Annotated in this window: 11 protein-coding genes; 6 read left to right on the top strand and 5 right to left on the bottom strand. The window is 72.4% G+C overall.

Going from position 1 to position 13,467, the window contains the following annotated elements:
* The first annotated feature begins 20 nt into the window (after nt 1-20).
* The 5 genes from TRD_RS07370 (at nt 21) to TRD_RS07390 (ending at nt 4,941) form a co-directional block, all read left to right on the top strand.
* On the top strand, nt 21-764 hold the full coding sequence (locus TRD_RS07370) for a hypothetical protein (RefSeq protein ID WP_015922521.1): 744 nt from the start codon (nt 21-23) through the stop codon (nt 762-764).
* 216 nt (nt 765-980) lie between these two features.
* Nucleotides 981-1,676, top strand: a complete 696-nt coding sequence (locus TRD_RS07375; RefSeq protein ID WP_041436038.1) for a LolA-like protein — start codon at nt 981-983, stop codon at nt 1,674-1,676.
* A 37-nt stretch (nt 1,677-1,713) separates the two neighbouring features.
* Nucleotides 1,714-2,898 carry a DNA recombination protein RmuC gene (gene rmuC, locus TRD_RS15100; RefSeq protein WP_015922523.1) on the top strand — a complete coding sequence of 395 codons (1,185 nt, stop codon included), beginning with the start codon at nt 1,714-1,716 and terminating at the stop codon, nt 2,896-2,898.
* Entirely contained in the window at nt 2,882-3,889 is a 1,008-nt protein-coding gene (locus TRD_RS07385) for a uroporphyrinogen decarboxylase family protein (protein ID WP_015922524.1), read from the top strand. Before rmuC ends, TRD_RS07385 begins: the two co-directional genes overlap by 17 nt.
* An 8-nt stretch (nt 3,890-3,897) precedes the next feature.
* Nucleotides 3,898-4,941, top strand: coding sequence for a hypothetical protein (locus TRD_RS07390; protein ID WP_015922525.1), 1,044 nt, complete (start codon nt 3,898-3,900; stop codon nt 4,939-4,941).
* Between the two features lie 23 nt (nt 4,942-4,964).
* Here the strand turns inward: TRD_RS07390 and TRD_RS07395 are convergent, their stop codons facing one another.
* Complete coding sequence (locus TRD_RS07395; RefSeq protein ID WP_015922526.1) at nt 4,965-6,452, bottom strand: aminotransferase class I/II-fold pyridoxal phosphate-dependent enzyme; 1,488 nt, start codon at nt 6,450-6,452, stop codon at nt 4,965-4,967.
* A gap of 148 nt (nt 6,453-6,600) precedes the next feature.
* Here TRD_RS07395 and TRD_RS07400 point away from each other — a divergent pair, with 148 nt between their 5' ends.
* Complete coding sequence (locus tag TRD_RS07400; protein WP_015922527.1) at nt 6,601-7,383, top strand: hypothetical protein; 783 nt, start codon at nt 6,601-6,603, stop codon at nt 7,381-7,383.
* A 696-nt stretch (nt 7,384-8,079) separates the two neighbouring features.
* Here the strand turns inward: TRD_RS07400 and TRD_RS07405 are convergent.
* From TRD_RS07405 to TRD_RS07420, 4 genes are all read right to left on the bottom strand, one after another.
* A complete protein-coding gene (locus TRD_RS07405; RefSeq protein WP_015922528.1) occupies nt 8,080-8,727 on the bottom strand; it encodes an ECF-type sigma factor in 648 nt (215 codons plus the stop codon).
* A 106-nt stretch (nt 8,728-8,833) separates the two neighbouring features.
* Nucleotides 8,834-10,303 carry a hypothetical protein gene (locus tag TRD_RS07410; protein ID WP_015922529.1) on the bottom strand — a complete coding sequence of 490 codons (1,470 nt, stop codon included), beginning with the start codon at nt 10,301-10,303 and terminating at the stop codon, nt 8,834-8,836.
* Nucleotides 10,300-10,596 carry a hypothetical protein gene (locus TRD_RS07415; protein ID WP_015922530.1) on the bottom strand — a complete coding sequence of 99 codons (297 nt, stop codon included), beginning with the start codon at nt 10,594-10,596 and terminating at the stop codon, nt 10,300-10,302. The genes TRD_RS07410 and TRD_RS07415 overlap by 4 nt, the downstream gene beginning before the upstream one ends.
* 1,166 nt (nt 10,597-11,762) lie before the next feature.
* Nucleotides 11,763-13,052, bottom strand: a complete 1,290-nt coding sequence (locus TRD_RS07420; protein ID WP_015922531.1) for a phage portal protein — start codon at nt 13,050-13,052, stop codon at nt 11,763-11,765.
* Nucleotides 13,053-13,467: the final 415 nt, after the last annotated feature.

Here is a 13,467-nt window from a genome sequence, read left to right on the forward strand (position 1 = left end):
TCTGCGAAAGGACGAACAGCATGGCCCGCCTCGCGCCGATCGCACTCCTCGCGTTCGCGGTTACGCTCGCCTGCGGGGGACCGGCGGCACCGACCGCCACGCCACCCGCACCCGCGGCGACGCCGACTTCGCTCGCGCCACTCGCGTCGCCGACACGACTGACCCCGGCACCGTCACCGGGGGCGGCCATCCAGCCGTCCCTGCCCGCACCACGCGACGCCATCGACGAAAAACTCCTCGCCTGGTCCACCGCTTGGGCGACTGTCCAACGATTCAGCGTCGAAATCGAGACCAAGGACGCAGCGGGTATGGTCTACAACCGATCGATCATGCGCGTCGTCCGCCCTGACCGGTATCACTTGACCAACCTGGATCTGGAGACACGCCAGCCACGCACACAGACGATCGTGATCGGCAGCAAGACGTGGGTGAAGCTCGCCGGAAGCGACCGGTGGGAATCGTTCGACGGCCAAGGCGCTTACGACTTCGGTCAGGCGTGGAACCCCGACAGCCTCTTGAAAGAGCGCGCCGCCGGTGCGACGCACTCGTTCGAGCAACTCGCACCCGAGACGATCGACGGTGTTCCGTGCGAGCGCTGGCAAATCGTCAGCGAACTGCCGGGCGCGGTCACGCTCACGTACAGCGTCTGGATCGCCGAGTCGGATCGCTTGCCGCGGCAGATCGCGTACGTGCAACCGGACGGGCTCACCCAGCTGCAGCGTTACAGCTACAACCAGGACTTCGACATCCAGCCACCGCAATGAGTCGGGCGCTCCCCCGGCTCGCTACCAGGAGACCGCTGCCCCTGCCGCGCCGGTCATCGCGACAGGGCAGCGGCCCCCTATGGACACGGTGAACAGGCACCGGAGCGCCATTCCTCTCGGCTGGCGCGCTCGCCCGGTCCCCGCACTTGACGATGCGATGCCTCTCGCCGAAACTGGAGCTTGCGAGACCAGTCACCGACGGAAAGGACCGTGCCGATGCACCGCCTGGCTCTCCTGGCCAGCCTGCTCCTCGCCCTGGCAATCACCGGCTGCGCCGCGCCGGTTCGCCCGACCCCGACGCCTCTGCCCCCGACGCCGACTCCGGTCCCACAGGGTGCACCGGCCGTGCAGGGCGCCGACCGCGCGCGGCTCGCCGCCTGGGCCAGCGCGTGGGAGGCCGTCGAGCGCTTCCGCGCCGAGATCACCGTCATCGACCAGTCAGGGCGCGTGCAGCAGCGCGTCCAGCTGGCAGTCGTCCTCCCCGACCGACTGCACGCGTTCCAGCTCGATCCGGCGACCGGTCAGCCGACCCTCGAATGGATCGTCATCGGCGATGCCGGCTGGATCAAGCAGGGGGACCGCTGGCAACTCGGCCAGATCCGCGGGCCGCTCGACCTGGCCCAGCTCTATGACCCCTCCTCGCTGGCCGAAGCGCGCGACGCGAGCGCTGGTGGCGCGACCGTCACGATGGAAGAACTCGCCCCGGAGACGCTCGATGGTGTTCCCTGCCAGCGCTGGTCGATCACGGTGACACCGGTTGGGCAAGCCACCAACCGGATCACCCTCTGGCTGGGCCAGGACGACCAGCTGCCGCGGCAACTGCGCACCGAATACCCGGACGGATCGGTCCTGCTGCTCCGGTATTGGGGCTTCGGCGAGGCGATCGAGATCCAGCCACCAGCCGAACGCTGAGGCCAGCTGGTCGCGGATCGAGCGCGGGAAGGCCACGATGGAGGGAACGGCGATCGCGTTGCTCGCAGCCAGCGGCGTCATCCTCCTGGCACTCGGCGTGCTCCTCGGCCGTCTTCTGGCACGGGGACCGGCTGCTCCCCCACCGGATCTCGGGTCGCTTTCCGCCACGCTCGCGCTCCTCCAGGAGGCAGCGCGATCACATGCCCAACAGTTGCAGGAGCTGGGGCGATCCGTCCGCGAGATCGCGCTGACCACAGGGCAACTCCAGACCCGCCTCCAGACGAGCGAAGAGCGGCACGGGCAGCTCAGCGCCGGGCTGGAGAAGCTCAACCTGGTCGTCGGCGAGCTGCGCAGTGGGCTCGCCGCCATCCATCGGCAACAGGACCAGACCGCTGGCCGGCTCGACCACCTCCAGCAAGCCCTGGCCGCTGCCCAGCAAACGCTCAGCGAACTCCGCCGCTCCGACGAGGAGGCCCGTCGCCAGCAGGAAGAACTCGGCCGCTTCGTCGCGCGACTCGATGCCATCCTGACCGGTTCCGCATCGCGCGGCGCGGCTGGCGAGCACATCCTGGAGACCTTTCTCGAGCAGCTGCCAGCCGAGTTCAAGGTGTTCGATCTGCCGATCCGTAACCGGCGCGTCGAGTTCGCTTTTCGCCTTCCCAACGGCAAGCACGTGCCGGTCGATTCCAAATGGGTCGGTGCCCGCCAGCTGACCGAACTGGACGAGACCGCTTCCGCGGAAGCGCGCCGCGAACTCGAGCAACTTCTCGACCAGCGCGTCGAAGAGGTGCGGGCCTATCTCGATCCTGACCTCACGCTCGGTTTCGCGGTCATCGCCGTGCCGGACGCCGTCTACCGCTGGACCCAGCGTCGGCACGCGCACGCCCTCGCCAAGGGAGTGATCGTCATCAGCTACAGCATGGCTATCCCCTATTTCCTGACGCTCCTCCATCTCGCCCTGCGCTTCCTGCGCGACGAAGAGACGATGCGCATCTCGCAGCTGGCTCACCAGCTGGAGCAGGCCCTGCAGGCCATTCAGCAGGAACTCAACGGCCGCTATGCAAAAGGCCTCACCATGCTGCAGAATAGTCGCGACGCGCTGGCCGAGCAGACTGCCAGAGCGCTGGGGACGCTCCGCCAGCTCCAGACGCTCGGCCAACCAGGCGGGCCAGCCGCGCTCGCCGAGCGGAACGAGGACGAGGCTAGTGCCCAAAGCGAGTGAGCACTGGGAACGGATCGAGGCGGCCATCGCCGGTGAGTCGGTCGATCACCCGCCGGTCAGCCTGTGGCGTCACTTCCCGGAAGAGGACCAGGACGCCGCCACGCTGGCGCGCGTCACGCTCGCCTGGCAGCGCCGTTTCGCTTTCGACTTCGTCAAACTGATGCCACCCGGTGACTACCCGGTCATCGCCTGGGGTGGCGCGAGCGAGTACCGCGGCAGCCCCAGCGGCACGCGCACCGTGACCCGTTACCCAGTCGAGCAGCCCGCCGACTGGCCGACCATCCGCCCGCTCCCGGTTGACCTCGGCCCGTTCCGCACCGTGAACGAGGCAGCTCGCCTGGTCGCCCGCGAACTCGGCGGCGCGGTCCCCGTGCTCCAGACTGTCTTCAGCCCGCTCACTGTCGCCTACAAACTCTCCGCTGGGCGCGTGCTGCACGACCTCGTCGAGCACCCGGCACTGGTCGAAGAAGCGCTGGCCGCCATCACCGAGACGATGCGCGCGCTCGTGCACGCCGCGCTGGCTGCCGGCGCGGATGGTCTCTTCTTCGCCACCCAGTGCGCGACCGCCGATCTGACCGATCCGGCCACCTACGCCCGCTGGGGACGCCCCGGAGACCTGGCTGTCCTGGAAGCCGCCGCTGGCGCGCCGTTCCTGCTCCTGCACATCCACGGCCCAGCGCCGCACTTCGACCTCCTCGCCGACTACCCGGTGCACGTCCTCAACTGGCACGACCGGCGGGCCGGCCCGAGCCTGGCCGAGGGAGAGCAGCGCAGTGGCCGGTGCGTGGCTGGCGGACTGGACGAGACCACGATCGCGACGCTCGCACCGAAAGCGGTCGCCGCGCAAGCGCGGGACGCGATCGCCCAGTTGAAGGGGCGTCACCTCATGGTCACGCCGGGCTGCGTCATCCCGATCGCCACCCCGGACGCCAACGTGGCGGCAGCGGTCGCCGCTGTGCGGTCCAACGGCGAGAGGTCGCAACGGAGCTGATACCGGCGATGACCCTCTTCGCGACTCCACCCGATCCGCGCATCGTCCGCCCGACCGCTCCGCACCGCGCGACGCTCGCCCAGCGGCTCGCCGGGGCCGTCACGGGGCCCGACCAGCGTGTGCGCGACCTGCTCGAGGCGTGGTTCGCCCGCTTGCCTGGCCCGGCACAGACCGACGTGCGCAGCCGCCTGTGGGAGCGTGATCGCCGACTCGCCCTGGCCGCCTTTTGGGAACTCTACCTGCACGAGCTGCTCACCCGGCTCGGCTACCGACTGGTCCCGCATCCCACCGTGCCGGGGGCCGGCGCCCGCCCGGATTTCCTGGCTACGCGCGACCAGGAAGCGTTCTACCTGGAAGCGCTGATCCATGGCCCGCCCACCGGAGCGTGGCGGGCCGAGCGGCGCCTCTATCCCATCCTGGACGTCCTGCACGAAGTCCAGCGCGAACCGTTCGTCGTCACGCTGGCGCAGGCTACCTGTGGGCACGGCACGCCGCCGCTGCGCGCGCTCCGCTCGGAACTCGTCCGCTGGTTGGACTCGCTGAGTGCAGCGACCACCGATGCGACGCTCTCCTGGCAGCGGGGTAGCTGGTCGCTCCAGTTCCGTGCCCGCCGCGCCGGCAGCGAGCGCGCCGACGAGCCGGTCGAGCCGGCACCCCCGCCGCTCCCGCTGCGCACGCTCTCGAGCAAAGTCCAGGCCAAAGCACGGCGGTACCGCGTCTTCGACCACCCCCTGCTCCTGGCCCTCGCCACGTCCCAGGCCTTGCCGGAGTCGACCTCCCAGGAGCTGGCGAGCCGACTCGTCGGGCAGCTGCCCGACCCAGCCGTCGGCATCCTCCTGGCAGCCGGACTCGACCCCTGGACGATCGCCTCCACGCCGCTGCTGGTCGCCTGGCGCGCTGAAGCGATCGCCCCACTGCGACCGTTCCTGGCCACGCTCGAAGAGGCCGGCGGCCGACGCCGCACCGCCACCATGCTGCAGCTGGACGCCCCCTGGCGCCTCTTCGGGCTCTGGCCGACCTGGCCACACGATCCGCCCGGTGGAAACGAGTGACCCCGTCTCACCCGGCCAGCGCGTCAGGCACGCACGACGCGCAGCGTGGCCAGCGTCGGGTCGCTGGCACCGTTGAACCGCATCCCGGCCGCGCGCCCGGCCTGGAGGAACTCGACGACCTCCGGCCTGACCACCTCGCCCGGGGCCAGCACCGGGATCCCTGGCGGATACGGGGTGACCGGCTCGGCGGCGACGCGCCCCACCGCGTCAGCGAGCGGCACTCGCTCGGCTGGGGCGAAGAACGCCTCCCGCGGCGTCATCGCCTGGGGCGCGCCCGCCACGATCGGCCCGGTGGAGCGCAAGAGCGCCCGCACCGCACGCCGCCCGGCTGCGCAATCTGGCCGGGTGCGATCGGCCGCGAGCGCACGGAAGGCAGCGACCAGGGCCGCGATCGTCTCCGGCGTGTCGCCGATCGTGATCAGGAAGACGACGCTCACCAGATCAGCCATCTCGGCCGCGATCCGGAAGTCGCGTCGAAGGATCCGCTTGACCTCCAGACCGGTCAACCCGAACCCCTGCACGTCCACGACCAGCCGCGTCCGATCGAAGCCTGCTCCCGGCCGCCCAGCGACGATCTCCGGCCCGACGACCTCGAGCCCGGGGATCGCGGCCAGCTCCCGCCGGGCATGCTCGGCCAGCTCGAGTGTGCGCGCCAGGAGCTGCTCTCCTTCCAGCGCCAGCCGACGACGCGCCGCATCGAGCGATGCGTAGAGGAAAGCGGCCGGACTGGTCGTCTGCACCATCGCAGTCGCCGCGCGGAGCTGCGCCTGGTCCACCAGATTTCCCGCCATGAGCAGGAGTGCGGTTTGCGTCAGCGACCCTGCCAGCTTGTGCAGGCTGGTCACCGCCAGGTCCGCACCCGACGGGATGGCCGCCGCGGGCAAGGCAGGATGGAAGGGAAGATGCGGTCCCCACGCCTCGTCGACAAAGAGAGGGACACCGTGGGCATGGCAGAGCGCGGCGAGCTCCGCCGTGTCGCTCGTCACTCCGGTATACGTCGGGCTGACCAGCGCGACCGCCGTCGCGTCCGGCCACGCGGCGAGCGCCTGCGCGACCGACTCGGGCGGCAGGTCGAGCAAGATACCGGACTCCGGATGAACCGCTGGGACCACGTACACCGGTCGGGCACCGCTCAGCACCAGCCCGGCCAGGAGCGACTTGTGCATCGCCCGCGTCACGACGATCGGCTGGCCGGGTCGGCCAAGCGTCAAGAGCGCGGCCAGGTTGCCGGTGGTGCTCCCATTGACCAGGAAGACGGCGTCCCGGGCACCCCACAAGGCAGCCGCCAGGCGCTCGGCCGCAACCAGCGGATCGTGCTCCAGATGCGCATCGAAGGTACCGCCATCATGCGGAATGTCTAGCGCGAGCGCGCGCTCACCGAAGGCAGCCACGAACTCCGGGGGTGCACCGCGTCCCTGCTTGTGCCCAGGCGTCGTGAAGGGAATCACGCACTCATCGACGTAGGCTAACCACTGTTCCAGATAGGGCGCCCGCTGTTGTTCCTCCGACACTCCACCGCCCTCCGCGCTCCTGCCCACCGGATGGGTGAGTATACCCCCCGGGGCACGATCGCTGTGCCCTGTAGACAGGGGACGGAGACGCGTGCATAATGGCAGTCGATACCGCTCCACGCGCTGCGTGGGAGAGACGGAGCGCGCCGTGGCAGAACAGCCGACCCGCGATCAGTTCCAACCCGACGACGAGCTGTTCGAGGCGATCGAGCGCTTCCTGGCTGAGCAAGCCGCCGAGACGATCGATGCTGACCTGCGCCGGGCGCTCCTGGAAGCGCAACGGTTCGTCGAACGCGACCTGCGACGCCGCCCCGAATACGACCGCCTGATCCAGGCGCTCGAACGCCTGATCGAGGACGAGTTTCCCGGCGCCTTCACCGCGCCCGTCCGCACGCGGCTGGCGGAGCTCTTATACCGCTACGGGCTGGCCCACTACTGGCTGGTGCAGGGGCGCGAATTCCCCGAGGCGCTCGCACCGGCCGAGGTCGAAGAAGGCGAGGAAGCGGTCGAGCCAGTCGAGGAAGCGCGCCCGCTGGTCATCTACGACGTCTGGTTCCCGCACGACATCGCGCTCGAGCGGGCGGACGATGGCTACTACCTGCACATCAGCGACGGTCGGATCGACCTCTCGCTCTACCTGGGGGAGGATCCCAACGAGCGGGGCGCGCTGGCTGATCTCATCAGCCACTACCGCTACGCGCTGGCCCATGCCCCGCACGGCGAGCCGGCTGAGCCAAGCGACCGCCTCACGCCGGTGCTCACCGTCGAACTCGACTACAGCGGCTCCGAACTCGTCGAAGCCAACGACCACGTCGATGTCCTCTTCCTCGACCCGCAGGGCGAGCCGATCGTGCGGATGCACGCCCGCGCCGCCGAGCTCCGCCTGATCGTCGAAGAGCTGCAGACGATCGGGCGCGACGGCAGCTTCTGAGCGCGCCGACCGGTCACCACAGCACTGCCATCCGTGCCCCAGTCGATCCGACCACCAAAGCGACCATCCAGCCGGGGCGACACCTCCCGGCCTGCCGGGCCGGCTACACACTGGGCGCGCATGCGCCGTACCGTCGCGCACAAATCCCCGGCTGGGCATGTGCCGACACACCCGTGTCGGGGCGAGGCGGCGCCCCGCCCGCCACGCCTGTGGCGCGGCAATTCCGCGTGGCCGGCCGCGCGCACAACGATCGGCAACCGCACCGCGGCGACCAACGGCGACGCATTCCCGGCCCTGCGGGCCGGCGGGTCAGGCAGCGCCTGACCCCTACAGGGCGGGGGCTGCCGCCCCACCGTGGTGCCCATGTGCCCGACCGGGGACGCACCACGCCACGTTTGTAGGGGCGAGGCGTGCCTCGCCCGCCGCGCCGCATGGCGCGGCAAAACAGCGGTATGTACCAGCGCCCCGTGACGGGCTTGTCACCCCGGCGATCGACGCACGGCGGCGGTGCGTGTGCCGGCTGCTGCGTGCCGGCCTCACCGGGCCAGACGTCGGCCAACGCCTGACCCCCGCAGAACAAGAGCAGGAGCGGGAGGGGTGCGGGGCTGGCAGATCGAGCACGGTCGGCGCAACACCCGGGCGCGGGCGCGAACGGTCAAGCCCGCCCGGCGCCGCGCCGCCCACCGCGGCAGTGCCTCACGCCACGAGGCGGCGCAGGCGCGCCAGGCGACGGCGCACGGTGCGCGCATCGATCCCCAGCGCCCGCGCCACCTCCCCCACCCCGTACCCGGCAGCCAGGAGCTGCGCCAGGCAGCGCGTCGACTCGTCCAGCCCGGCCAGGAGCTCGCAGGCAGCCAGCTCGCCCTCCACCGCCGCATCGGCCTCGCTGGTCGGACGACGATCGGTGGGCGACGCCGCCCGACCCGCCGCTGCGTCCCGCCGTCCAGGAGGGCGGCGACGCGGCAGCCCCTCGAAGCGCCGCAGCGCCGCCGCCAGCCGCCCGGGATAGTGCGCGAAGAGAAAGCCGGCAAAGCTCCCCCGCTCCGGCCAGTCGGTCACCAGCCCGCAGAAGACCAGAAACCCCTCGTGCCGCACGTCGTCCAGCTCCGCCAGTCGCACCCAGGGACGACTGGCCAACCGTTGCGCCACCCGCTCGCAAAAGGGCTCCACCCGTGCCCAGAGCGCGTTGCGCGCAGCCGGGTCGTGCCGGGCCAGCCGCGCCAACCCGTCCAGATACCCCTCGGTCACCGGATCGAGCCGGAGCGGCAGCCCGCCCGCGCCCGCCGCTGTCCCCGCCCCGCTGGCTGCCCCACCGACCCGCTGCCGCTCCTGCCCGACGCTCACGCTTCGCCCCTTCCCCGAGCACCAATTCCGCACATATGTTCGTATTCTACGCGCGGACAGGGGTGCCGTCAAGCCCCGCGCCGCGCAGCGCGGCCAATCCCACCGCTCAGCGACCGCGCGCGACGCGCGGCCGCCAGTCCTCCTCGTCCAGGAGCGCGCTCAGCGCTGCGCTCACCGCCAGGTCGTCGTGCGGCTCGCCCCACCAGCGCAGCAGCCGCCCCGGCCCGGGCGCGACCACCGACCGCAGGCTGGCCAGCTCGGCCAGGAACGCCTCACCGAGCGCCGCCAGTTCCCCCGGCGTCGCCGCGTCGACCGCGTAGTCCCGGTACCGCCCGCTCTCCACCAGCCCGACGAACGCCCAGCCCAGCTCCGACTTCACCCGCGGCGAGAAGACGACCCGCCGCACCCGCTCCCCCAGCGCGTGCTCGAGGAAGGCCGCCAGCCCTGCCCCCACGCCGCTCGCGTCGACGACCACCCGCTCGGCCCGCCAGGCGCGCGCCAACTGCACCAGCGCCTCGTGCTGCCGCACCTGCCGCGCGCCCACCCAGCGCGCCCGCCAGACCGCCTCGTAGCGCGGCAGCGTTCCCGGCACCACTCGCACCACCGTCAGCGCGGTCGCGTCGCGCCGGGCCCCGGGATCGTCGCGCAGCTCCCCAGCGCTCGCCTCGTCCTCCCCCGCCACGTCGACCGTGAGCGCGTAGCGCTCGCCCGGGCGGGGCGCCAGGAGCGCCGGGTGGTCGCCGCGCACCAGCGCCAGCCGCTCCGGCGGGAAGAGCCGACCCTCCCCAGCCAGCTCCTCCAGGCCATACTCGGTGCGGACGAACGGATGCCCGGCCCCCAGTTGCGCCATCCGCTCGCGGACGTGGTCGCCGTAGGCCGGCAGTTCCGCTGCCACTGTCGTCCAGGGTACCCGCCAGACCCGCTGCTGCCCGTCCTGCCGCTCGAGCGCGGTGAGATACCGCAGCTCGCGGGCCAGCAGCGAGTCGCTCCCCCAGGGCGTCCCCAGGTAGAGCGCCGGTGCGCCGGTCGAGGCGGCCATCGGCGCGAAGGCGCTGTCCCAGCGGTCCGGCGCGATGTCCTGCGCCTCGTTGGCGACCAGGAGCAGCGAGGCGGTCAGTCCCCGCACGTTGGCACTCGGCCCGGCCGACGCGTAGCGCACCACCGCGCGCCCCAGCGCCACCCGCGCGCCCGCTACCTCGGGCGCGAGCCCCAACCCGGCCAGGAGCGCCGCCAGCCGCGGTGCAGCCAGCACCGCCAGCAGCCGCTCGCGGGCCAGCGCGCCCTGTGGCCGCCAGGAGGGGAGCGCCACCACCACCTCGCCGCCCCGGCGGTGGAAGCGCAGGAGGAGCCAGGCCAGGAACTGGGCCAGCGCCTCGTCCTTGCCCGACTGCCGGCTGAAGAGCCAGAGCTGGGCGTGCGGCCCGCTGCGGTCACCGCGGGCGCGGGCCAGCACCATCGCCGCAGCCGCGACGACCGGCCCCGCTTGGTAGCCGCGCAGCGCGCGCTCCGGCAGGAGCAGGCGCGAGCAGGCGAGCGGGTCGGCCAGCACCCGGCGCAGGAGCGCCCGGCCCGTCATCCCCGTTCAGCGCCCAGCTCGCGCCGCAGGAAGCGGGCGGTCTCGTAGGCGCCGCTCGCTCCCAGTGCCAAGAGCAGCGTGGCCACCGCCCAGCGGGCGAAGGGCGCGAGCTGCGGCACCACCGGCGCCGCCTCGGCCAGCGCCGCGACGAGGCCGGCCGCGACCAGGGTCGCCAGCGGCGCGTAGCGGGTGGGGAGTCCAGCGCGCTTGGCCGCCTCCACCAGGAGCGGCACCAGCACCACCGCCGGCACCCCGGCCACCGCGAGCGTTTCGGTGAAGAGCGGTTCGTCCATCGATACCTCCTTTCTGGGAACGAGAACGATGCGCCCCGGGGCAACGCCCCGGACTGAATCCGCGAGCCCCATGTGGGGGACTGGATGGCGCGGCTGGGCGAGGCAGCGCGGCCGGCCACGCTGCACTACCGCGCCGTCCGGCGCGGCCGGGCGAGGCCGCGCCTCGCCCCTACAGGGGTACGGCGAAGCATCCCCGGTCGGGCAACGGTGCGCCACGGATCGCCGCAACCGCCATGTAGGGGTCAGGCGCTGCCTGACCCGTCCGGCCCGCAGGGCCGGTATATCACCGCGCACGCCGATCGCGGGTCGGTCGGGATCATCGCCGCACCCTGGCACGCGACCCGCACGTGCCCGCGCCGTCCGGCGCGGGCGGGCGAGGCGGCGCCTCGCCCCTACAACGTGGAACAATCCATCCCCGGTCGGGCATTGGTGTTTGACGGTGGGGCGCTCACCACCCTGATGTAGGGGTCAGGCGCTGCCTGACCCGCCGGCCCACCGGGCCGGCAGATCACCGGGGACGCCCGTCGGCGGTCGGTCGTGATCATCGCCGCATGGCGGGATGGGACGCGCATGTGCCGCGCCTCTGGCGCGGGCGGGCGAGGCCGCGCCTCGCCCCTACACCGTGGGCCAACCCATCCCCGGTCGGGTATTGGTGTCTGGCGGTGGGGCGCTCACCACCCGCATGTAGGGGTCAGGCGCTGCCTGACCCGCCGGCCTGCCAGGGCCGGCAGACCACCACCGGCGTCCGACGGCGGTCGGTGTTGATGATCAACGCATGCCGGGATGCGACCTGCATGTGCCGCGCCATGCGGCGCGGGCGGGCGAGGCAGCGCCTCGCCCCTACAACGTGGGACAATCCATCCCCGGTCGGGCATTGGTGGTTGGCGGTGGGGCGCTCACCACCCTGATGTAGGGGTCAGGCGGTGCCTGACCCGTCCGGCCCGCCAGGGCCGGGAATTTCCCGCCGATCGATGCCGCGGTGCCATTGCCAACCACCGTGTGGGGGACCCAGCACGGTGCACTGCCCCCCGTGCGGCGCGGGCGGGCGCGGCGCTGCCTCGCCCCGACAACGTGGCGCGGTGCATCCCCGGTCGTGGGTTCCCGCACCGCGGTCGGGCGCGTCCGCCGTGTCGGCGGTGTCGCGCGCACTCCGCCCATCGCCCGGCTCACCCGCCCAGCCCGGCGGCGCGCTCGGCCGCCACCCGCGCCAGCTCCGCCTCGGGGTCGAGCGACCCCAGCTCGCGTGCCGCCGTCAGGCGCGAGCGGATGCCCGCCGCCACCAACCCGACCTGCACCCGCACCGCCCGCTCCTCGTCCACCGGCAGGAGCGGCCCCCAGACGACCTCCACCCCGCGCGCGCCGCCGAACGACTCGCCCCCCAGCCGCTCGGCCAAATCGAGCACCCGCTGGGCGCGCTGCCGGAGCGCCCGCTCCCAGCTCCGCCGCTTGCGCTCCACCTTGTGCACCAGCGGCTGCAGCTCCAGCTCCAGCGCCGCACCGGAGAGGTCGCGCCCGTGGTCGCCGAAGGCGGCCCGCGGCACCTCGGCCAGGTCGTGCAGCACCTGGAAGAGCAGCCGCACGTACTCCAGGTGCAGCGCCACGCCCCCACCGGAGAGCATGTCCAAGAGGTACGCCCGGCTCCCCTCCGGCAGCTCCCAGACTGCCCCCTCCTCCGCCCGGATCCCCTCGCTGGCCGTCACGTTCTCCAGCACGACGATCGGGTTGCCGGAGACCTGCAGGATGCGCGAGAGCACCGTCAGCCGCCGGTTCAGCTCCCGGCAGACGTCGAGCAGGTCAGCCAGGTCGCTCTCCCCCCAGGGGCCACCGGGCGCCGGGCTGTTGGGGACGAGGACGTAGGGAATCCAGCCGTAGGGGTTGGCATCGTCGTGCACCGTCTCCCCGGCGACGAGCAGCCGGTAGCGTTCGGCCGTCCACTCCTCGCGCACCGTCACCCACCCCTCCGGCCCCAGCCGGGGCAGGCGCAGCCCGAAGACCGCCTCCAGCGCGGCGGGCTCGAGCGGGTACTCGTGGGCCACCGCCACCACCTCGCGCGCATCGTCCGGCCGGGTGGCCGCGACCAGCTGCGCGGGATCGATCGGCGTGACGCGCGGCCGGCGCCGGGCGGCATCCCAGGTCACCTTGAAGGCCGCATCCCCCAGCACGGCGGCATCGAGCGCCGCCGCGTCGTCCAGCCCGGCCCAGTCGTCCTCGCGTGCCAGGCGCGCCAGGTACCGCTCGGCCGCCGCCGACTCGGGCACGCTGTAGCGCACCGGGCGGGAGAACAGCACGCTGGTCACCTTGCGCACCAGGGCGCGCGCGTAGTTGAGCGTCAGGCGCGTCTCGCCGGGGCGCGGGCGGTCCGTCCACTGCCGCCCCTCCCAAAAGGCCAGGTAGTCGCGGTAGCGCGCCCAGCGGGCGCGGTCGGCTGCGCTCGGCTCGAGCCGCGGGATGCTCACCGCCGCCCTCCCTTCCTCTGGCGCGCGACCGGCCCCCGGCCGCGCGACCCCTCCATGAAGGGACACAGCGCGAGCGAACCGAAAGCGGACACCGGACTCGGGCAGCCGTCCGGCCGCAACCGGTCCGGGGTACAGCAGGAAACCGGCCGGCACAACGGGCGCGCTGGCTCAGTCCCCGCCGCGCTGGGCAGCACGCCAGGCGCGCGACCGCTCGCGGCTGCAGCAGGCCAGCCCTTGCATGTCCGTCGAACGTCGGATATAATGATCTTGACTGTCAGTCATTCGACGGACATCCTAACAACGCGACGGTGCGTCACTGAGAAACTGGGAAACGGTTCGCGGGCGTCAGAGCTTTGGGGGACGAGCGACTCATGCGGTCCAGACGCTCCGATCGTTGGCTCCGGTCGCGCGGTCC

It is taken from the genome of Thermomicrobium roseum DSM 5159 (genome assembly GCF_000021685.1).
GTDB lineage: Bacteria > Chloroflexota > Chloroflexia > Thermomicrobiales > Thermomicrobiaceae > Thermomicrobium > Thermomicrobium roseum.